17 protein-coding genes are annotated in these 20,658 nt (G+C 48.5%); 10 read left to right on the forward strand and 7 right to left on the reverse strand.

Annotated elements, in window-relative coordinates:
- The first annotated feature begins 9 nt into the window (after nt 1–9).
- The 5 genes from groL to PKI34_08045 all read left to right on the forward strand — a co-directional run bounded on the left by groL (nt 10) and on the right by PKI34_08045 (nt 5,263).
- Entirely contained in the window at nt 10–1,644 is a 1,635-nt protein-coding gene (groL, locus tag PKI34_08025) for a chaperonin GroEL (protein HNS17751.1), read from the forward strand.
- An 89-nt stretch (nt 1,645–1,733) separates the two neighbouring features.
- The gene (locus tag PKI34_08030) at nt 1,734–2,300 is read left to right on the forward strand and encodes a DUF4468 domain-containing protein (GenBank protein ID HNS17752.1); all 567 of its coding nucleotides are present in this window, start codon (nt 1,734–1,736) and stop codon (nt 2,298–2,300) included.
- Nucleotides 2,301–2,368: 68 nt separating this feature from the next.
- Entirely contained in the window at nt 2,369–3,145 is a 777-nt protein-coding gene (locus PKI34_08035; GenBank protein ID HNS17753.1) for a hypothetical protein, read from the forward strand.
- Between the two features lie 123 nt (nt 3,146–3,268).
- A complete protein-coding gene (gene ade / locus PKI34_08040; protein ID HNS17754.1) occupies nt 3,269–4,903 on the forward strand; it encodes an adenine deaminase in 1,635 nt (544 codons plus the stop codon).
- Between the two features lie 66 nt (nt 4,904–4,969).
- Nucleotides 4,970–5,263, forward strand: a complete 294-nt coding sequence (locus PKI34_08045; protein ID HNS17755.1) for a metalloregulator ArsR/SmtB family transcription factor — start codon at nt 4,970–4,972, stop codon at nt 5,261–5,263.
- A gap of 30 nt (nt 5,264–5,293) precedes the next feature.
- Here PKI34_08045 and PKI34_08050 read toward each other — a convergent pair whose 3' ends face one another.
- On the reverse strand, nt 5,294–6,991 hold the full coding sequence (locus PKI34_08050) for an Ig-like domain-containing protein (protein ID HNS17756.1): 1,698 nt from the start codon (nt 6,989–6,991) through the stop codon (nt 5,294–5,296).
- 300 nt (nt 6,992–7,291) lie between these two features.
- On the opposite strand from PKI34_08050, the gene PKI34_08055 reads away from it, so the two are divergent.
- The 3 genes from PKI34_08055 to gpmA all read left to right on the forward strand — a co-directional run bounded on the left by PKI34_08055 (nt 7,292) and on the right by gpmA (nt 11,364).
- Entirely contained in the window at nt 7,292–8,518 is a 1,227-nt protein-coding gene (locus PKI34_08055) for a DEAD/DEAH box helicase (protein HNS17757.1), read from the forward strand.
- A gap of 61 nt (nt 8,519–8,579) precedes the next feature.
- Entirely contained in the window at nt 8,580–10,529 is a 1,950-nt protein-coding gene (locus PKI34_08060) for a M1 family aminopeptidase (protein ID HNS17758.1), read from the forward strand.
- A gap of 91 nt (nt 10,530–10,620) precedes the next feature.
- Nucleotides 10,621–11,364 (forward strand): 2,3-diphosphoglycerate-dependent phosphoglycerate mutase, encoded by a 744-nt coding sequence (gpmA, locus tag PKI34_08065; GenBank protein HNS17759.1) that lies wholly within the window; start codon nt 10,621–10,623, stop codon nt 11,362–11,364.
- 31 nt (nt 11,365–11,395) lie between these two features.
- Here the strand turns inward: gpmA and nadD are convergent, their stop codons facing one another.
- From nadD to PKI34_08080, 3 genes are read right to left on the reverse strand one after another with little or no spacing between them, the layout of a single operon-like run.
- Complete coding sequence (gene nadD, locus PKI34_08070) at nt 11,396–11,989, reverse strand: nicotinate (nicotinamide) nucleotide adenylyltransferase (GenBank protein ID HNS17760.1); 594 nt, start codon at nt 11,987–11,989, stop codon at nt 11,396–11,398.
- Nucleotides 11,986–12,600 carry a guanylate kinase gene (gmk, locus tag PKI34_08075; protein HNS17761.1) on the reverse strand — a complete coding sequence of 205 codons (615 nt, stop codon included), beginning with the start codon at nt 12,598–12,600 and terminating at the stop codon, nt 11,986–11,988. The genes nadD and gmk overlap by 4 nt, the downstream gene beginning before the upstream one ends.
- Nucleotides 12,590–13,465, reverse strand: a complete 876-nt coding sequence (locus PKI34_08080) for a DUF1732 domain-containing protein (protein HNS17762.1) — start codon at nt 13,463–13,465, stop codon at nt 12,590–12,592. Before PKI34_08080 ends, gmk begins: the two co-directional genes overlap by 11 nt.
- A 107-nt stretch (nt 13,466–13,572) precedes the next feature.
- Here PKI34_08080 and PKI34_08085 point away from each other — a divergent pair, with 107 nt between their 5' ends.
- Complete coding sequence (locus PKI34_08085; protein ID HNS17763.1) at nt 13,573–14,643, forward strand: phosphatidylserine/phosphatidylglycerophosphate/cardiolipin synthase family protein; 1,071 nt, start codon at nt 13,573–13,575, stop codon at nt 14,641–14,643.
- A gap of 88 nt (nt 14,644–14,731) precedes the next feature.
- Here PKI34_08085 and PKI34_08090 read toward each other — a convergent pair whose 3' ends face one another.
- Entirely contained in the window at nt 14,732–15,160 is a 429-nt protein-coding gene (locus PKI34_08090) for an Hsp20/alpha crystallin family protein (protein ID HNS17764.1), read from the reverse strand.
- Between the two features lie 320 nt (nt 15,161–15,480).
- Between PKI34_08090 and PKI34_08095 the strand changes: the two genes are divergently transcribed.
- The gene (locus PKI34_08095) at nt 15,481–17,517 is read left to right on the forward strand and encodes a S9 family peptidase (protein HNS17765.1); all 2,037 of its coding nucleotides are present in this window, start codon (nt 15,481–15,483) and stop codon (nt 17,515–17,517) included.
- Nucleotides 17,518–17,647: 130 nt separating this feature from the next.
- Here PKI34_08095 and lnt read toward each other — a convergent pair whose 3' ends face one another.
- Nucleotides 17,648–19,288 carry an apolipoprotein N-acyltransferase gene (gene lnt / locus PKI34_08100; protein HNS17766.1) on the reverse strand — a complete coding sequence of 547 codons (1,641 nt, stop codon included), beginning with the start codon at nt 19,286–19,288 and terminating at the stop codon, nt 17,648–17,650.
- Nucleotides 19,289–19,314: 26 nt separating this feature from the next.
- Nucleotides 19,315–20,493, reverse strand: a complete 1,179-nt coding sequence (gene hflX / locus PKI34_08105) for a GTPase HflX (protein ID HNS17767.1) — start codon at nt 20,491–20,493, stop codon at nt 19,315–19,317.
- Nucleotides 20,494–20,658 lie beyond the last annotated feature (165 nt).

The raw sequence follows: 20,658 nt of genomic DNA on the forward strand, positions 1-20,658 counted from the left end.
TTCAGAACAATGGCTAAACAAGTAATATTTGATTTTGAAGCTAGAAAATCCTTGAAGAAAGGAGTCGACATCCTGTCAGATGCCGTCAAGGTGACCCTTGGACCCAAAGGCAGAAATGTGATCATTGACAAATCCTATGGATCTCCAGCTATCACCAAGGATGGGGTTTCGGTTGCAAAGGAGATCGAACTGAAAGACCCGGTCGAAAACATGGGTGCTCAGATGGTCAAGGAAGTTGCTTCCAAAACCAGCGATGTGGCTGGGGATGGTACGACAACGGCTACCGTTCTGGCACAGGCCATTATCACTGCCGGTCTTAAAAACGTGACGGCAGGAGCCAATCCAATGGATTTAAAAAGAGGCATCGATAAAGCTGTCGTGGCTGTCATCGCCGATCTTAAAAAGCAAACAAGGCAGATTGGGGACAGCACGGAAAAAATTGAACAGGTAGCTGCCATTTCAGCCAATAATGACCCGGATACGGGCAAGTTGATTGCGGAAGCAATGAGTAAGGTGAAAAAAGAGGGTGTCATCACCATCGAAGAGGCCAAAGGGATTGAAACCACCGTGAAAGTGGTGGAGGGCATGCAATTCGACAGGGGGTACATCTCACCCTATTTTATCACGGATCCGGAAAAAATGGAGGCTGTTTTCGAGCATCCTTACATTCTGATCCACGATAAAAAGATCTCAATCATGAAAGACATGCTCCCAGTCCTGGAAAAAGTTGCCCAGTCGGGTCGTCCTTTGCTGGTCATTGCAGAAGATGTGGATGGAGAAGCACTGGCTACCATGGTGGTCAATAAGCTCAGAGGTTCGCTGAAGATTGTCGCCGTCAAGGCCCCGGGATTTGGCGACAGGAGGAAGGAAATGCTGGAGGATATCGCCGTCCTGACCGGTGGAACGGTTATTTCAGAAGAAAAAGGATATAAACTGGAAGATGCCAGCCTGTCGTATCTTGGCAATGCTGAAAAGATCTCCGTTGACAAGGAAAACACCACCATTGTCGGAGGGAAGGGTGAACGCAAGCAAATTGACGGACGTATTGCCCAGATCAAAAAGCAAATTGAATCAACGACTTCTGACTATGACCGTGAGAAGCTTCAGGAACGCCTGGCCAAGTTATCGGGAGGTGTTGCCGTTATTTACGTGGGTGCTGCCAGTGAAGTGGAGATGAAAGCCAAAAAAGATCTGTTCGACGACGCGCTTCATGCCACCCGTGCTGCCATTGAAGAAGGGATCGTACCGGGAGGAGGTGTGGCCTATATCCGGACAATCAATGCACTGAGCAGTTTAAAAGGTGAAAACGATGATGAAGCCACCGGCATTGAAATCGTGAAAAGAGCACTCGAGGAACCGTTACGCCAGATCATAGAAAATGCAGGTCTGGAGGGCTCGGTGGTTGCCCAGAAGGTGAAGGAAGGAAAAGGCGACTTTGGTTACAATGCCCGTACCGATCGCTATGAGAACCTCTTCGATACAGGTGTGATTGATCCGACCAAGGTAACACGCGTTGCACTGGAACATGCTTCCTCAATAGCAGGGATGCTCCTGACAACCGAATGTGTCCTTGCCGAGATCAAGGAAGAAAAAGAAAATGTACCCCACCCGGGTATGGGAGGCGGAATGCCTGGAATGATGTAAGAGAATGACCTTTTTCAAGCAAAGAAGCCGCCGTGAGTGCGGCTTTTTTGTTTACTTTTGTGATACAGATCTTTAAATCCATAAACAAAATGCTGAACCCTAAAACGACCGTGCTTGTTCTTATTCTTGCAGCTCTGCTGGCAGGAATGAAGGTGACCAGCCAGCCAATCCCTGATTCAGTGTCCGTTGTACCGGTTGACCCGACCACCGGCCTGATTACCTATCAGGAGGTGGTGAACGAAGAAGGGACGAAAAATGACTTCTTTAACCGTTCTGTGGCCTGGGTAAATGAAACCTATAAGAATCCTACATCTGTTACGACGGTCAGGGATCCCCAGACAGGCAAAATTGAGGGTAACTACCGCTTCAAGATCTATCAGACGACCGAGGAACAGGTCAGTATGGAATGGGCTACCATCCTGTACTCCTTCCGGCTGGAATTCAAAGATGGCCGGTACCGGTATACCTTCTATGACCTGCTGCTCAAGACAGAATCCAGGTACCCGGTTGAACGCTGGCTGGATAAATCGCGACCGGATTATTCACCTGACTGTGACCTGAAACTTCAACGGGTGGATGAATACATGCAGAGCCTGATCAGCTCCCTGAAAGCATCCCTGAAACCGAAATCTGTCAGGCAGGAAGTGGAATGGTAATGAACCACTGCAATAAGGATTACCGGCAAGCGTTATCCTGACAGATTTTTTGTTAAAACCAATACACCATGAATGCACGCCTTTCATTGTTTTTAATGGGATTCATCGCAATCGCTACGGCCGCTTCCGCCCAGGATATCCTCTATAAGACCGATGGTTCAAAAGAGGAAGTAAAGATCCTGCAGGTAGGTAACCGCGAAATCCAGTACAAAAAGTTTGATAACCCTGACGGACCGGTCTATGTCATCAATAAGGAAAATACCGTGATGATCACTTATGAGGATGGTGACTATGATCTTTTCAGCAGGAGTGATAATTTAAAAAATTATGATAATCAGGAACTTGCAACGGATTTTGCGCTCAATGTCTTTGCTTACCACCTGTTCGACCTCATTTTCGGTGATTTTGCCCTGTCCTACGAGCGGCTGTTGCCTTCAGGGACCCTAGGGATCAAGATCCCTGTGGCGTTTGGCTTTGATGAATATGATGACTGGAATTTCAATAACATCTTTTACTCCGGGGTTGGGGTAAATTTTTATCCGACCGGACAGGGAAAATGGAAGTATTTCATGGGTCCCCAGCTCCGTATCGGCTATAGCAAGGCCACCGACTGGGTTGACTATTGGGATGATGATGGAAATTACTGGTATTCGGCGGAAGTCATCAGCGAAGGAATCTATTCAAAATTTTTTATCGATAACGGTATCCAGTTCATGCCCCTGAAGAGCTTCAGCGTTTCCGCGATTGGCAGCATCGGCATCCGTTACTTTCCCGAAGCACCGTGGGAGGAAGATGTGGTGCGCACGGACGGACAATTTGCGATCAACCTGAGCTATAGGTTTTAATAAGGCACAAAGGCACAAAGGCACAAAGGCACAAAGGCACAAAGGCACAAAGGCACAGAGGCACAGAGGCACAGAGGCACAGAGGCACAGAGGCACAAAGACACCAGTAAAGCAGAAAGTTGGATGAGCGAAGTGTTTAATTTGGAGGGGAGGATCGTTGATGTTGTCGGGAAGAGGATCTTTGAGGGGAACGTGGTGGTGAGGGATGGATTCATTGAAGCAATCCGGGAAACTCCGGTTTCATCTTCACAGTATGTTCTTCCTGGCCTCATCGATGCCCATATCCATATCGAAAGCTCCATGCTGATCCCATCGGAGTTTGCCCGCCTTGCTGTTACCCATGGAACCGTGGCGACAGTTTCTGATCCGCACGAAATCGCTAATGTCCTGGGTGTTGAGGGTGTGAAATTCATGATCCGGAATGGGAAAAAAGCCCCTTTTAAGTTTTTCTTCGGAGCACCTTCCTGCGTTCCCGCAACCCCTTTCGAAACAGCCGGTGCCTCGCTGGGACTGATCGAAACAGAGGAGCTTCTCAAGCTCCCCGATATCCACTATCTGTCGGAGATGATGAACTTTCCGGGAGTTTTGCAGAACGATCCTGTCGTTATGGCAAAACTTGAACTGGCCAAACGATACCATAAACCGGTCGATGGCCACGCTCCTGGCCTTCGGGGGCACGATGCGCTGACCTATATTGGGGCCGGAATCTCCACGGACCACGAATGTTTCAGCCTGGACGAAGCAATTGATAAGGCGCGCAGCGGTATGCATATCCTGATCAGGGAAGGAAGTGCAGCCAAAAATTTCGATGAGCTGATCCCTCTGCTGACCGATTATCCCGGGCAGGTCATGTTTTGTTCCGATGATAAACATCCCAACGACCTGGTCAAGGGCCATATCAATGAGCTGGTAAAACGTGCCCTTGCCTTAGGATACGACCTGTTTGCCGTTTTAAGGAGCTGTACGCTGAATCCTGTACGCCACTATAACCTGCCGGTGGGCCTGCTTCAGAAAGGAGATCCGGCAGATATGATCACCATCGGCAACCTGGAGGATTTTGAAGTGACGGCAACCTATGTCAACGGCAAAAAGGTAGCAGAGAATGGCCGCACCTGCATTGGACCGGTTGAAGAAACGACACCGAATCACTTTAATGCACGCACGATCACAGCGGATGATCTTACCGTACCTGCCGGCGGAACAAAGATCAGGGTGCTGGATGCATTGGACGGACAACTGATCACCCGGACCTCCATTGCCGATGCAAGGATCATCGACGGGAAAATTGTTGCCGATCCGGAGAAAGATATTCTGAAGCTGGTGGTAATGAACCGGTACCGGCCAGCACGCCCGTCGGTTGGCTTTGTCAGAAATTTCGGACTCAAAAGAGGTGCCATCGCTTCTACCGTGGCTCACGATTCGCATAACATGATTGCTGTCGGATCCAACGATAAGGATCTTACGGATGCAATGAATCTGCTGATCGAGCACCGTGGAGGAGTATCCCTGTCGGCCGGTGCTGAAAAATTCATTCTGCCCCTGCCGGTAGCCGGGATCATGACCAATCGTGACGGATTTGAGACCGCCTCCGTTTATGACCTGCTGGATGAACAGGCGAAAAATCTCGGTTCCAGGCTGCAGGCACCTTATATGACCCTCTCCTTCATGGCCCTGCTGGTGATACCCCAGCTGAAATTAAGCGATCAGGGACTTTTTGATGGATCCCGCTTCCAATTCACACAACTCTTTGTCAAATAAAGTAATTAAATTACATATTTATTTTTCTATTATGTTTTTTGTTACCTTTGTATAAAATTTAATGCCATGCAAAAGACAGGATTGGATATAACAAAATTGGAATCAGCTGCCGCTAAGTTAAGGGCTCTGGCCCATCCCATGAGAATAGCCATCATTGAATTGCTGGAAGAGAATCAGAAAATGAGTGTGACGGAGATCTATAAACATCTGAAGATTGAACAGGCCTCTGCTTCCCATCATCTAAACATTTTAAAAAGCAAAGGATTGCTGGCTTCTAAAAGGGATGGAAAAAAAATCCACTATTCCCTGAAGAATGAGGCCCTTGTTGATGTGGTGAACTGCATTAACCGGTGTGGATAAAACTAAACTTCAGGACTTACTTTTTTCATTCTAAAGTTCCCAGGTTTCTTCTGAAATCCAATTGGCTCTTATCTCAAGGGTCTTTTCATAATAACGGACTTTTTCCGGGGCCCGTTTCAGTATGTACCTCCCTGGATCCCACTGATCATTATGATTTTTATCGAAAATCACCTTGACTCTGTATCTGCCTGGAGTCAAATAGGGAAATTCAATCCTTTCTGATGCCTTACCCTTTACATTTCTCTGTTCCACCACCTCTTCCTCCCCTTTGATCACCTGTAAAAGGTACTGGCCGGCTGTATCGGGCATCATCAGGTTGACCGTGAGTGTGCCGTATTCTTCCAATGCCCTGTCCATAAAGGTCATCCGGATGGTGTCGTGACTGGTTCCCCGTATGGAGAAAAAGGTTGAATCCGGTATGAGCAACTGATAACTGCTGTCAGCTTCTCTTGGGTTATGAATGGTCAATCGCCGGTGCAGGCTGTCGCTGAAGGAAGATTCAGGGATCAGGGTATCCCGTCCGGCAATGAGCCGTAATGCGGACAGATCACCATGGAGGACCGGATGGCTGAAGAGAAGGGTCAGGGGGCTAAACGGATCGAGCTTTCCCGCCCGGAGGTTGCTTGAAAGTGTCAGTTTCTCCCCGGCAGAAAATTTCTTTAAGTTAAGCTCTTGCATCAGTGTGTGAGTAAGGATTCGTAAGGTATCAATGATACGTGTTTCGTCAGCTAACTCCACATAGATTGTATCGGGCGGTTCCCTGTAAAGCCACATCAGCAGTGTGTCACCTTTCTCATTCCATTCAGGCATATACCAGGGCTGGGTGAGCAGAGTATCCAGCACCCGTAGGGAAGGAGCTCTGAGCGGCATTCTGAAGGCCAGTCGCACAATCCCTTCAGGCAATACCTTGTTCTCCAGAAGCCGCTGGGATGAATCAGTCTCCTGGAAAAGATCCAGGATCAGATCCGGTGGAGCCACTTGGGGCACCGCAACACTGTCCGTCAGATCAACGGTCGCTGCTTCCGGGATGTAATAAGGCTTTACAAGAGTATCAACGAATGCGATCAGTTCGTTGGGATCATCGTAGAGGTAATTACCGTTCGTCTCTTTTAGTGCAAAAAGAAGGTACTGCAGGTCCCGGAGATGATAAAAATGAAACACGCCTGATGAATCAGTGCGGGAAACATAATATGGTCGTTCCAGGTATGGAACCGAGTCGCCGGGAGTGTCGTAGAGCATAACGTGTACATTTACTTCGGGCCGCAGGGTGAACGCATTGACCACCCGGCCGACCAGAGATGAAGAATCGAGATAAGTGCCCGTCGAAAAAACATACCGGTAATCTAAAAGTGGATTATTCTCTGTGATATCCGAAATAGCCTTACCCAGAAAGATCGTATAGGTAGTATTCTCCCTGAGCGTATCCTTGAAGTGTATGGTCACTGATTTCCCCTTTATTTTAAACTCGGGATCTTCCTGGAACGGCGGTGAAATGATGACCTGGTCCTTGGTGTTTTTTAACTGGACATACTCATTGAAGGTAAGCTGGATCTGGTCCTTATTGAAGTTCAGCGACCGGTTCTCCGGTTCATGGATCACCACTTCAGGAGGAGTTACATCCTTCGGGCCTCCGGTGGGCGCCACAGGATTGGCACACGACCAGAGCAGGATGACGATCAGCAGGCTTGCCTGATTGAAGATCAGCCGGAAATGGTTAGTTTGAAGCACATCCAGATGGTTTGATTCACAAAAATGGTGAAAAATTGATTAAGTGTGGTCGAACCTGTCTTATTTATACTGATCTTTGCAAATCTTCTTAGTGAGAGTCCCTCCGTTAAGTCTGCAATAAGTCCACGATTTATTACTCAACACTGCGATTCGACTAAGAATTAAAGTCGATTTCTATTGCTTTGGTTGATCATTTCGGTTCATTTTCGGAAAGTCAATTTTCACTGTTAATGAAGGTAAATGTGGTGACGGGTAAATATGACGGCTTTTCATTAACAATTAAATTATTTTTTTATGAACATGAGCAATTCAAGATTTGCTTCAAAAATCAGAAACTATTCCAGGCCACGAAATCCCTTTAACGGACAGCCAATCGTAACTCCCGGCCGAACGGCAGGGAGTCAGGGCAGGGGTAAGGTTTCATCGATCAATCCTAATCAATTGATCAAAAGAGCCATCCAGCGAGATGAGGTTGAATTTGTGCCCGGCTGGTCATTTGATCAGACTTCGCTGCATGCCCGTTTAAAAAAAGCGCTTCATCAAAAAGGGTATACAAGTCCCACTGAGATCCAGGAGAAAACCATCGGCACCCTGATCCAGGGTCGTGATCTTCTTGGAGTTGCCAAGACCGGTACGGGTAAAACCGCTGCATACCTGATCCCTGTCATCCACAGGCTGCTTTCAGAGGACAGGCCTTTTCAGTCATTGATCCTTGTTCCCACGCGTGAACTGGCGCTTCAGGTGGAGGGAGAATTCAACAGCCTGACGAAAGGAATGGGATTCGCTGCTGCCTGCTTTGTAGGTGGTAAGAGCATTTCCAACGACTTCAGGAAATTAAGGATGATGAATCATCTCGTCGTGGGCACACCCGGTCGTCTGATCGACCTGATGAACAGGGGTGCATTGCGGTTAAACTCATTTACACTGCTGGTCATCGACGAATTCGACCGGATGCTTGATATGGGATTCATCCAGGATGTGAACAGAATCGTTGCAGCCGTGCAGGACAGGAAACAAACCTTGCTCTTTTCCGCCACCCTCGACAAAACACAACGGAAAATGATCGATGAGCTTCTGACCAATCCGGTGGAGGTAAATATCAACTGCGATGATATTTCGGGCGACCATATCGATCAGGATATTATCCGCGTTGGATCCACGGAGGATAAGTTCGCCGTACTGCTCCAGTTGCTCCAGCAGGAAGGATTCACCAGGGTGCTTTTGTTTGCCGATACCAAACGGATGGTTGAAAGAATGGGCAAACAGCTTCAACGGTCAGGTATCCGCACAGAGGTGATTCACGGTGACAAATCCCAATTCATGAGGGAAAAAGCATTGAACAATTTTAAAAAAGGACAGGTCCAGGTGCTGGTTGCCACGGATGTGGCCGCACGGGGCCTGGATATTTCGGATGTGACCCATGTGATCAACTATCAGCTTCCCAGGGATTATGAAAGTTATGTGCACCGTATTGGAAGGACAGGCCGGGCCGGCAAGGAAGGGAAGGCGTTCACCTTTGTAAATTGATCATTCCGTGGGTCAGTGTAATGACATCAACTGACCCATGTTTATGTCTAATTTTGCATGGATGAAAAGGATCTGTGTCATAGGAATCTTCTGTTTTTTTACTTCTTCTTCATCTTTTGTTTTCTCCCAGGAAAAGCCTGATTGCATTATTCTGGAACAAATAGCCCAAACAGATCAAAAAGCATTCAGCTTCACACCTTACCCCTCACAGAATCATTCCTTCCACGGTTATGACATAACCTATCACCGCTTCAACTATTCCATAGATCCTTCGGTACTGTTCCTGCGCGGTTCTGTCACCACCTATTTCAAGGTCCTCACCGATGGTTTTCAGCGGATATCCTTTGAGCTGAATAATTCCTTATCTGTTGATTCTGTCATTTTTCGTGAACAAAGTGTGGCTTTTCAGCATACTTCCGACAAACAGTTATCCATACCCCTGGAAGGGGTACTGCACCCTGGTCACCTTGATTCCGTCAGGGTCTATTATCATGGCGTTCCGTACCCGGGAGATGGTTTCGGGTCATTCATGCAAAGCTGGCATTCCGGGGAACCCATTATCTGGACCCTTTCGGAGCCCTATGGCTCCAGTGATTGGTGGCCCTGCAAGAACAGCCTGGATGACAAAATTGACTCGATCGACCTGATCATCACCACACCCGCCAGGTACCGCGTCGCCGGAAATGGAGTGCTGGTGGAAGAATCTGCTGCGGGCGCCGATAAGATCTATCACTGGAAGCACCGTTATCCCATTGCACCCTACCTGATCGCTTTCGCTGTCACGAATTATGAATCCTATTCTGACTGGTGCGTCACCGCCACCGACTCCGTTGAGGTGCTGAATTACGTTTATCCTGAAAACATTGAAAACGCCAGGAAGGGCACCGCCGATATGATCAAGGTGATGCAGTACTATTGCGAACAGTTCGGGCCTTATCCGTTCCGTCAGGAAAAATACGGCCACGCACAGTTCAACATGGGGGGCGGAATGGAACACCAGACCATGTCGTTCATGGGCGGCTTCGGATTTGAGGTCTGCTCACACGAGCTGGCCCATTCCTGGTTTGGCAATAAGGTCACCTGCGGCTCCTGGAGCGAGGTCTGGCTGAACGAAGGCTTTGCCACCTATTGCGCCGGGCTGGCCTATGAACGTTTTTCGCCGGATCTCTACTGGCCCGTCTGGAAAAACAATAACATATCTTTCATCACCCAGGCTCCCGATGGCACTGTTTACGTTGCCGATACCACCTCTGTCCAACGTATCTTTAACGCACGGCTTTCCTACAGCAAGGCTGCCTTTCTTTTACACATGCTCCGATGGATGATGGGCGATGATTTGTTCTTCAGTGCCTTGAACAATTACCTGAATGACCCTTTACTTGCCTATGGTTTTGCCACGACCGCCCACCTGATACGTCACCTGGAAGAGACCAGCCAGCTGGACCTGAGCGGATTTTTCGACGACTGGTACACAGGACAAGGATATCCGTCCTACACCATCCTGTGTTACCCGATGACAGGCACACCGATACAACTGATCATACACCAGAAGCAATCCCATCCTTCCGTCGGATTTTTTGAAATGCCACTACCGCTGCTTTTCAAAAATGCTATCCGTGACACGCTGATGGTGCTCGAACACAGCTACTCCGGAGAGGTGTTCATTGCTGATCCGGGGTTTGAAGTGGATTCTGTCATTTTTGACCCTGATCAGTGGATCGTTTCCAAAGGAAATTCAGTGATTTGGAATCCGCCTGAAGATCCACAGAGTACTTTGCTTACGGTTCCCAATCCAACCCGCCAGGGAGTGCAGCTATTCACCCTGATCCTCGAAGTGGAGCAAATCGAATTGTTTGACCTTTCAGGGAGACATTTTCGCATACCTGTCACAACAGTCCTTCCGCAGCGCTCCTTTGAGCTTGATCTTTCATCCTGCCCTTCGGGTACGTACATTTTAAAAGTGACGGCATCCTCCGGAACCTATTCCCGGAAAATCATCAAGGTTGACTGAACCATAGGGGATCCTGCCCGGTGACAGCCCTGAACGGAAGAGATAAAGGGATTTTTCTTACTTTTGCGCAGAATCTTATAAAATAATATATATGAAACGATTGGTATTACTCCGCCATGGAGAAAGTGTATGGAACAGGGATAACCGTTTTACAGGCTGGACCGATGTGGATCTTTCGGAAAAGGGGATCGAAGAAGCACGGGAAGCAGGAAGGATGTTAAAGCAGGAAGGCTATGAGTTCAAGCTGGCCTACACATCTTATCTGAAGAGGGCTATCCGTACACTCTGGCTTGCGCTTGACGAGATGGACATGATGTGGCTTCCGGTGCGCAACACCTGGCGGTTGAACGAAAAACACTATGGTGCGCTGCAGGGGATGAATAAGAAGGAGATGGCCGCTCAATACGGCGAGGCGCAGGTGAAGATCTGGCGGCGCAGCTATGATGTTCCACCCGCACCCATGGCACTGGACGATCCGCGGCATGCCCGGTTTGAAGCAAAATACGCCGGCCTGGATCCCAACGACATTCCGTCCACCGAATCGCTCAAGGAAACCGTGATCCGGCTGAAGCCTTACTGGGAACAGGACATCCTACCCGCGTTGCTTCAGTACGGTGAGGTGCTGGTTTCTGCCCACGGCAACAGCCTGAGAGCGGCAGTCAAGATCCTGAAAGATATCAGCGAGCAGGAAATCGTTGAGTTCAACATACCCACCGGCATCCCGTATGTGTTTGAATTCGACGATGATCTTCATCTCATCAGGGATTATTTCATCGGCGACCAGGAGGAGATCAGAAAAAAAATGGAGATGGTGGCCAACCAGGGCAAAAAGTAAAAGTGCTATTTCGCTTTTGTCTGGCTGATGGTCAGCTGTCAGGTTTCTTTTCGTAGAAATGCATTTCCGTAAGATGCCTGTAAACCTTATCGGGTAACAGAAAGGAAACATTTTTGCCCTTTGCGATCGACTCACGGATGAAGCTGGATGAGATCTCCATCATCGGTGCATCTATGAACCTGACCTTCGGGTGATCAACGTAGGGGTGAGGTTCCGTGTAGGGTCGTGGATATACGTAAAGTTCGTAATAGGTCAGGATCTGTTCGTAATTCTTCCACTTGTGAAAAGTGGGCAAAACGTCGGATCCTGTGAGCAGGACAAGGCGTTTGTCCGGATATTTCTCGTGCAGATAGGTCAGCGTGTTGATGGTATAGGACGGCTGCGGCATATTGAATTCAATGTTGGAAGCCTTAAGCCGGGGGAAATCTTCCACGGCCAGATTCACCATGTAATAACGGTGATGATCGGCTAACAGGGTTTTCTTTTCCTTAAATGGATTATGCGGTGAAATAATGAACCAAACCTCGCTGAGATCGGTAAATTCAAGAGCATAGCGGGCTATGATCAGATGACCCAGGTGGATGGGATTAAACGATCCGAAGAAGAGACCAATTGTTGTGTTCATTCTTGCTGGCGTATGGTTGTAATGACCCGTGATCCTTCATCCAGAAAGCATCTGACCACCTTCACGGCTTCTTTCTTTGCCACTTCCAGATCATCATTGATCAGGGTGTAATCAAATTTTGGTGCAAATGTCAGCTCAAGGGATGCTTTCTTCACACGTTCACGAATGCTTTTTCCCGTATCGGTTGCACGCAAACGCAACCGGTTTTCCAGCTCCGCAAGGGAAGGAGGCATGATGAATAAGGCAAGGGCTCTTGCACCAAATGCTTTTTTAAGGTTAATCCCCCCTTGTACATCCACATCGAACAGGATATGATGATCTTCGTCCCAGATGCGCCGGACTTCCCGCTTTAAGGTCCCATAATATTTCCCGGGATAAACCTCCTCCCATTCAACGAAATCACCTTCCTGAATCTTTTGCTGAAACTCCGCTGTACTTAGAAAATAGTAATCCTTTCCGTTGATTTCGTGGTTGCGCGGGGGCCGGCTGCAGGCCGATACGGAAAAGACCAGGTTCAGGCCGCCGGCAAGCAGATGCCTGACAATGGTTGTTTTACCGGCACCTGACGGAGCGGAAACAATGATGACCTTTCCTTTTCCTTCAGAGTACATTCGACAGCTGTTCTTTGATCTTTTCCAGTTCATCCTTCATCTGCACGACCAGTTTCTGGATGTTTACCTCATTGGCCTTTGCCCCCAGCGTATTGATCTCCCTTCCGATTTCCTGGGAAATGAACGTAAGCTTCTTGCCATTGCTGTTTTCCTCTGCCATGGTTTCAAGAAAATAGTCGCAATGTTTCCTGAGCCGGACTTTCTCCTCGCTGATGTCGACCCTGTCGAGGTAGTACAGCACCTCCTGTTCAAACCGGTTCATGTCGATCCTGGTTTCGTCCTTGATGCCGGTCAGATTCTTTTGCAACCGGTCCTTGATTGCCGTGATCCGCCCGGATTCAAAAGAACCAGCCTGGTCAAGGTAATCAAGAATAAGCCGGATGCGTTTCTCCATATCCAGTTGAAGAACATGGCCCTCCTGGATCCTGAACTGTTCCACCTGGTCGTTGGCTATCCCGATCGCCTGGCGAACTTTTTCCCATTCCTCAGGATCGATTTCCTCTTTTTTTGGACTGAACACCTCGGGAAAGCGTATCAGAAGTGGAAGATAGGAATTGAAATCCTCTTCCCGGATCTCCGAGGCCAGTTCCCGCAGCTCATTCCAGTATTTCAGGGCAGCCACCCTGTTCAGGGAGAAATGGTTCTCATCCCCGCTGTTCTCTATGTACAGGTTCAGGTCGATCTTGCCTCTTACCAGTCTTTCAGCAAGGATTCCCCTGATCTCAAGGTCTTTTTCCCTGAACCGGCCAGGGGTTTTCAGGCTGATGTCGGTCTGCTTGCTGTTCAGGGTACGTACCTCAACATGGAGAGTGGTGCCGTTAATTTCCACATCTACCTTACCGTAACCGGTCATTGATTTGATCATCGAAGGTGTGATTGATGCCTCTGGGCAAAGATAAAAAATTAACAGGATGCAGCCATAGGCCAAAAATTTGCCTAAGTTTGTAATGGAGCGCCGGATTCACGGTTCATATGTCATTGCAGCCTAAATATCAGCTTTTTGAATATGCGGAGGATTACTTTCGTTCGATGCTGGATGACATCCGCCAGGCAAGGAAATACATCTATCTGCAGATGTATAAATACGGAAACGGTGAGAATGGTAAGAACTTCAGGGATGAGCTGCTGAAGAAGTGCAGGGAGGGAGTGGAGGTTAAGGTGCTGATCGATTCCTGGGGAGCTTATGTGAATGACATATTTTTTTCAGACCTGATCCAGGCCGGCGGAGAGGTACGGTATTTCAAAAAGATCAAATTTTTCATTGATTTTTTCACCAAGAACCATCGACGGAACCATCGCAAAATTCTGGTGATCGATGATCAGATCATTCACCTGGGATCAGCCAACATCGTGGAATATACCTCCAAATGGCGGGAAGCCATGTTCCGCATCCACGGCGACATTGCCATCCCTTTTAAGAAGATATTTCTGAGTGATTTTGAAATTTACAATAAATATGTGTTTGAGAAGCCTTCCTATGCCCGGACGATCAAACACGGATCCTTTGAAATTCTAAGGGATGTGCCTTCCATTGCCATGCAGCGGATCCGAAAAAAATACCTGGATCTGATCAAAAACGCCGAAGAGGAGATCTTTATTGAAACCCCCTATTTCCTTCCGGGCACTCAGTTGAGGAAGGCACTGATCGAGGCAGCCAGGAGAGAAGTGGCGGTGAACGTGCTTTTACCCAGGCATTCTGACCTGAGGATCATCGATATCCTCCGTAACCGGTACCTGGGAATGTTATGCAAGCATAAGGTGCAATTCCTGTTTTATTTACCGGATAACCTTCACGCCAAGCTGTTACTGGCCGATCGGCGGACATTTATCCTTGGATCCCCAAATTTTGATTTCAGAAGTTTCAGATATCAGCACGAAATTGCACTGTCAGGGAGTGATCCCGAGGTCACCGACCTGATCGTTGCACATGTTCTTGAAACAATGAAGGATTGTGAACCCTTCAATTATGAGCACTGGCTGAACCGACCTTTTGTGGATAAATTCTTTGAGCGGCTGCTGATACCGTTCCGGCACTGGTTCTGATGAATAAGGCACAAAGGGGCAAAGGCACAGAGGCACAAAGTATTATTGATTTGTCTCTGTGCCTCTGTGCCTTTGTGCCTTCTGACACTTAGCCAATCTGTATCTCCTTCGACACCTTCATCTCCTCTTTCCTCTTCGGTAAAGTGACGGTCAGAATGCCGTGTTCATAATCAGCCTTGATCTTCTCCGTATCCACTTCCTTGGGCACGATAAAGCTGCGGCTGAACGATCCCTTTTCAAACTCCATCAGGGTGTACTGGTCGTTGCTTTCTTTTCGTTCAGGGGCTTCTCCATCGGCTGAAATGGTCAGCAGATCTTTCTCCAGGTTAATGTGGAAATCTTTTTTGGTCATCCCCGGAACGGCAAGCTCCAGCTGGAACCTGTCTTCTTTTTCAAGAATATTGGTGCGTGGAAGGCACCCACAGTTACCTTGATGCATCCGGTCAGCTTCTCTGGTAAACAGGTTATCGAACATATCGGTAAACCTTGGTACGGGCGAATAACGAATGATAGTCATATTGAAACCCTCCTTAATGATTTTAATTAATGTATGTGATGCTTTCCCCAGTCAAGTTTTATACCAGCATTAAATTACCAGCCTGATGCTGCAATTTATACATTTTGTACGCCATAATGGCATTAATCGTCAGGATATTATGACAGATTGACAGCTATCGCTCACTAAATTCCTTTTCTCAGTGAAGGGACATTTGAATATCTTTGCCCAGCATTAAAAAGAAACCGATGTCAGGAAAATTCGCTGCTGTTTTATTTATGCCTGCAGTATTGGTAGTACCAGGAATCCTTTTGTCAGGATGCATTCAAAATCAGGAAGTTATGTCAAAAGCCCCCATCGCACAAAAAATGGACAGGAAGCTTGTCACCCACGGTCACGAACGGAGTGATCCGTATTACTGGATGAATCAGCGCGATGACCCGAAAGTCCTGGATTACCTCAACGCAGAAAATGCTTACACGGATGCAATGATGGCTCATACGAAGGAGTTGCAGAAAGAGCTCTACGATGAGATCCTATCCCGCATCAAACAGGATGATCAATCCGTACCCTATAAAAAAGACGGCTACTATTACTATACGCGTTTTGAGCAGGAAAAGGAATACCCCATCTATTGCCGCAAAAAGGACAGCCTCAACCATCCGGAAGAGATCCTTCTGAATGTCAATGAAATGGCTGAAGGATATGAATTTTATAGCCTGGGATCGTTCGGCATCAGCACGAACAATCAGCTCCTTGCCTATTCGGTCGATACGGTCAGCCGCCGCCTGTATTCCATTTATGTCAAAGACCTTTCCAACGGCCGGGTCTATCCGGAGATCATTCCCGGCACATCCGGTTCCGTAACCTGGGCAAATGACAACAAAACCTTGTTTTACGTGGTGAAGGATGAAGAAACCCTTCTGCCCTACCGGGTTTTCCGGCACGTGCTTGGAACAGACCCCTTGGAAGATGTTCTGGTCTATGAAGAAAAGGATAGTACCTTCAGCACCTCCTGCTACAAGACCAAATCCAGGCAGTTCATCATGATCGGGTTATTCAGCAGCATCACGACGGAGTACAGGTTTCTCGATGCCAATGAACCTTGCGGTGAGATTGCCATCCTCTCGCCTCGCGAACGGGGAATGGAATATTATGCTGATCATTATGCAGACCATTTTTATATCCGTACAAACCTCGATGCCAAAAATTTCAGGCTGATGAAAGCACCCATCAACCGGCCAGGGAAGGAGAACTGGGAGGAGGTCATCCCTCACCGGAAGGAGGTGCTTCTGGAAGAGCTGGAGATCTTCACCCATTACCTGGTCGTTGCTGAGAAAAGCAATGGATTGAGCCGGCTGCGGGTCATTTCCTGGGAAAATCACGACGACCATTACCTGCCGTTTGAAGAAGAGACCTACAGTGCCTGGATATCAGTCAATCCTGAGTTTGACAGCGATGTGCTGCGGTTTGGATATACCTCTCTGACAACGCCGGTCTCCACGTACGATTACAACCTGGCCATCAGGGAGAAAACGCTGCTCAAACGGGATCCGGTGCTTGGTGATTTTGACCCGGTCAACTATGAAGCGAAACGTCTTTTCGCAACAGCAGCTGACGGGACTTCAGTTCCCATATCCCTGGTTTACCGAAAGGGGCTTCAGCTGAACGGAAAAAACCCCGCCTGGATCACCGGCTACGGGTCGTATGGCAGCAGCTATGATCCCAATTTCAGCTCCGTTCGACTGAGTCTGCTCGACAGAGGATTCATCTATGCGATTGCCCATGTCAGGGGTGGTGAAGAGATGGGTTATGAATGGTATGAGCAGGGTAAGATGCTGAACAAAAAGAACACGTTCACTGACTTCATTGCCTGCGTTGAGCACCTGATCGCGATGAACTATACGGATCCCGGGCATATCATCATCAACGGAGGCAGCGCCGGAGGCCTGCTGATGGGTGCCGTCGTAAACATGCGCCCTGACCTTTTCAGAGGCGTCATCGCGGAAGTGCCGTTCGTTGACGTGGTGACAACCATGCTGGATGAAAGCATTCCCCTGACAACGGGAGAATACGATGAATGGGGTAATCCCAATGAGGAGGAATATTACGACTACCTGTTGTCCTATTCCCCTTACGACAATGTGGAAGCAAAAGACTATCCCGCCATGCTGGTGACCACCGGTTACCACGATTCACAGGTTCAGTACTGGGAACCGGCCAAATGGGTGGCCAGGTTGCGGGATCAAAAGACTGATGATCACCTTCTGATCTTCAAGATCAACATGGATTATGGCCATGGCGGGGCCTCGGGCCGGTTCAGGCGGTATGAGGAGATTGCCCTGCAGTATGCGTTTGCGCTGGAAGTGCTCAAATGATGGAAGCCATGGCTTCCGACAGGACGGTGGATTCCTGAGGACCCATATAGCAGGTTGCCGAAGCAGACGCCCTATCTTGAAACCCTCTGCCACATCATCAGCGAAACAACGAAAAGCAAAAGGATCTTTTTCATGCAGGTGGATGTTTGATTTTACCAGTGCTTTTCATAAGCTTCAGGGACAAGGTGATCAGCAGAAGCAGGACGCTTGTATAGGCCGCTATTCTTGCAAGATAGTCACCATAACGTACATAAAGCGTGATTTCGTCGTTCGCGTTGATCTCCTGCCGGATGGTTGTTTCTACCCAGTAGGGCGTTGCCTGCTGCACGTCACCACGCTGGCTGATGAATGCCGATATCCCGGTGTTGGCTGAACGGGCAATGCAGCGCCGGGTCTCGATGGCCCGGAGCGATGAAAAGGTAAGATGCTGCCTGTGCCCGGGCGTGTTTCCCCACCAGCCGTCGTTGGTGATCACAAAGATCAGGTTGGCACCATTGCTTACATATTTGGCACAGAACGCACCATAAGCCGATTCATAACAGATCACAGGAGCAACCTTGAGCCGTTTCAGGGGGATGTCGTAGGGCCTTCTTTCTTTGTCAGTCCCCAGGCTGCCTACGGTACCCCCCAGGTCAATGGCGAGACCTTCCAGGAACCGAAGATACCTGGCGTAGGGCATGATCTCAACCCCCGGGGTCAGTCTGGATTTGTGGTAAAGTTGATAAGTCATATCGGGCTCCATCAGGATCGCTGTATTGAAAGCATCATAATACCGGTCCGAATCACCGAACTGCCGGGCCGTATGGGTCAGGGCTTCACCCGGTTCAAACATTTGATAGGTGGAAGCGCCGATCATCACATAGCGATCAGGATGTTCACGGAGATATCCGCTCAGGTAGCGGTAACTTTTTGAGGTTGTAAATTCGCTTTCAAAAAGGGGATGTTCCTGAAGCGCTGATTCGGGGCAAACGACAAAGTCGGTGGCACTGTCGGCAAGGACATCCGAAAGCGCCAGGGTGCGTTTCAGTACGGAGTCAACCTCAAGCCCGTACTGTTCGGTGTATGGATCCAGATTTGGCTGGACGATCACCACATCCACCGGGTCAGGTTTCTCCTGGTAACGGTTGTAGCTCACAACCGATATCATGATGGGAACAACTATCCAGCTAAGAGCACTGAATGTTTTGATCCGAATGGGAACAAGAAATTTCCGTGCAGCATAAGATTCTTTCAGGATCAGGAAAACAAGGATATTGGCGACAATGATCCATAATGTGCCTCCAAAAATTCCGGTGTATTCATACCATTGGACCCATTTCGGGTAAGCTGCAAAACCATTGCCCAGGTGCAGCCATGGCCAGGAGATCTCCCAGTGGTTGTGTAAATGTTCAAAAGAGATCCAGTAAACAATGAGGCTCAGGTATCCGGGCAGTGCAGTTGTAAAAGTTTTTCTTGTAATGTGAAACAAAAGGAACACCAGGGTCATGAAGAAGGCGTTCAGCAGGATGGCCAGCGCCGCTCCGATCCCAGTTGAATTGTAGATCCACCAGGTCGTGAGAAGATTCCACGTAACAAAGCAGGGGTAGGTTGTGATGAACACTGTGCCGTTATGGTAGACCCCTCTCCGCTGCCGTTCAAGGATATGGTCCTCCACCCACAGGAGCGGTATCCACGCGATCATCAGCAGCAGGGGGAATCCCCTTGCCGGCCAGGCAAGACTGAGCAGCACTCCGGAAAAGACTGAAAGCAGGGCAAGCTGATACTTTTTCATTCCATTCGATCGAAAGCCCAACGAAGTTAAAAAAGAAAATGGTTGTAGGGGTAACGCCGGATGTGTATTTTTCTGACCTCCTCGTACAGCAGGTTTTTTAATTCGTCGGTATTCTCCCTGGTCCTGGCAGAAATGAAAACGCAGGGCAGGTTGTTTTTTGCCATCCAGGTATGCTTCATTTCTTCGAGTGTATAGTTTTTGGGTGTGGCGGGTGACAGGTCATCCGGATCTTTTTCCAGGAAGGTGTAGATATCGGTTTTGTTGAACACAATGATGGTTGGCCTGTCGGATGCCTGGATCTCGATGAGGGTCTGTTTGACGATATTCATTTGTTCTTCAAAATCAGGATGGGAAATGTCAACGATATGAAGCAGCAAGTCCGCCTCCCTGACCTCATCGAGTGTGCTTTTGAACGACTCGATCAGGTCGTGGGGCAGTTTACGGATAAATCCCACCGTATCACTGATCAGAAAAGGAAGGTTATGAATGACCACTTTCCTGACGGTGGTGTCGAGGGTGGCAAACAGTTTATTTTCTGCAAAGATTTTTGATTTGCTGATCAGGTTCATCAGGGTGGATTTCCCCACATTGGTGTAACCGACCAATGCCACCCTGACCAGGCTTGCGCGGCTTTTCCGCTGGGTGATTTTTTGCCTGTCGATGCGTGCCAATTTTTCTTTCAGCAGGGCGATCCGGTCGCGGATGATCCGGCGGTCGGTCTCGATTTCCCGTTCACCGGGTCCCCTCAGGCCGATGCCACCTCTTTGACGTTCCAGATGGGTCCACATCCCCGTCAGCCTTGGTAGCAAGTATTCATACTGAGCCAGTTCCACCTGCGTTTTGGCATGGGCCGTGCGGGCACGGCTGGCAAAAATGTCGAGGATGAGGTTGCTGCGGTCAAGGATCTTGCATCCCAGGATTTTCTGAAGATTACGGATCTGGGATGCCGTCAGTTCGTCATCAAATGCGACTATGTCAATCGAATGCTCTTTCACATAGTTAGCTACCTCGATGAGTTTACCCTGCCCCACAAATGTACGGGCATCGGGGACATTCAGCTTCTGGATAAAGCGTTTTACGGTGGTTCCGCCGGCTGTGTCAATCAGAAAGGAGAGCTCATCCAGGTATTCTTTCACGCGTTCCTCATCCTGGCGCTGGGTGATGAGGCCAACAACTGCAGCGGTTTCTTTGTGTTCCGTTTTCAATGATCTTCTATCAGCGTATGGACGACTTGCTACGAATAATAACTACTTCAGCGAATCACCTCGTATAACCATAAATAACCATGAATAACCACCAATAACCATGAATGACTATGAATGACTATGAATGACTATGAATGACTATGAATGACTATGAATGACTATGAA

Source organism: Bacteroidales bacterium, assembly GCA_035342335.1.
Taxonomy (GTDB): Bacteria; Bacteroidota; Bacteroidia; order Bacteroidales; family JAGONC01; genus JAGONC01.

Excerpts from the sequence above, each read along its gene's own strand:
- PKI34_08030 (HNS17752.1), top strand. The coding sequence starts at position 1,734 with ATGCTGAACCCTAAAACGACCGTGCTTGTTCTTATTCTTGCAGCTCTG.
- PKI34_08055 (HNS17757.1), top strand. The coding sequence starts at position 7,292 with ATGAGCAATTCAAGATTTGCTTCAAAAATCAGAAACTATTCCAGGCCA.
- gpmA (HNS17759.1), top strand. The coding sequence starts at position 10,621 with ATGAAACGATTGGTATTACTCCGCCATGGAGAAAGTGTATGGAACAGG.
- lnt (HNS17766.1), bottom strand. The coding sequence starts at position 19,288 with ATGAAAAAGTATCAGCTTGCCCTGCTTTCAGTCTTTTCCGGAGTGCTG.
- PKI34_08045 (HNS17755.1), top strand. The coding sequence starts at position 4,970 with ATGCAAAAGACAGGATTGGATATAACAAAATTGGAATCAGCTGCCGCT.
- groL (HNS17751.1), top strand. The coding sequence starts at position 10 with ATGGCTAAACAAGTAATATTTGATTTTGAAGCTAGAAAATCCTTGAAG.
- PKI34_08035 (HNS17753.1), top strand. The coding sequence starts at position 2,369 with ATGAATGCACGCCTTTCATTGTTTTTAATGGGATTCATCGCAATCGCT.
- ade (HNS17754.1), top strand. The coding sequence starts at position 3,269 with ATGAGCGAAGTGTTTAATTTGGAGGGGAGGATCGTTGATGTTGTCGGG.
- PKI34_08080 (HNS17762.1), bottom strand. The coding sequence starts at position 13,465 with ATGATCAAATCAATGACCGGTTACGGTAAGGTAGATGTGGAAATTAAC.
- PKI34_08095 (HNS17765.1), top strand. The coding sequence starts at position 15,481 with ATGTCAAAAGCCCCCATCGCACAAAAAATGGACAGGAAGCTTGTCACC.
- PKI34_08090 (HNS17764.1), bottom strand. The coding sequence starts at position 15,160 with ATGACTATCATTCGTTATTCGCCCGTACCAAGGTTTACCGATATGTTC.
- PKI34_08085 (HNS17763.1), top strand. The coding sequence starts at position 13,573 with ATGTCATTGCAGCCTAAATATCAGCTTTTTGAATATGCGGAGGATTAC.
- PKI34_08060 (HNS17758.1), top strand. The coding sequence starts at position 8,580 with ATGAAAAGGATCTGTGTCATAGGAATCTTCTGTTTTTTTACTTCTTCT.
- gmk (HNS17761.1), bottom strand. The coding sequence starts at position 12,600 with ATGTACTCTGAAGGAAAAGGAAAGGTCATCATTGTTTCCGCTCCGTCA.
- nadD (HNS17760.1), bottom strand. The coding sequence starts at position 11,989 with ATGAACACAACAATTGGTCTCTTCTTCGGATCGTTTAATCCCATCCAC.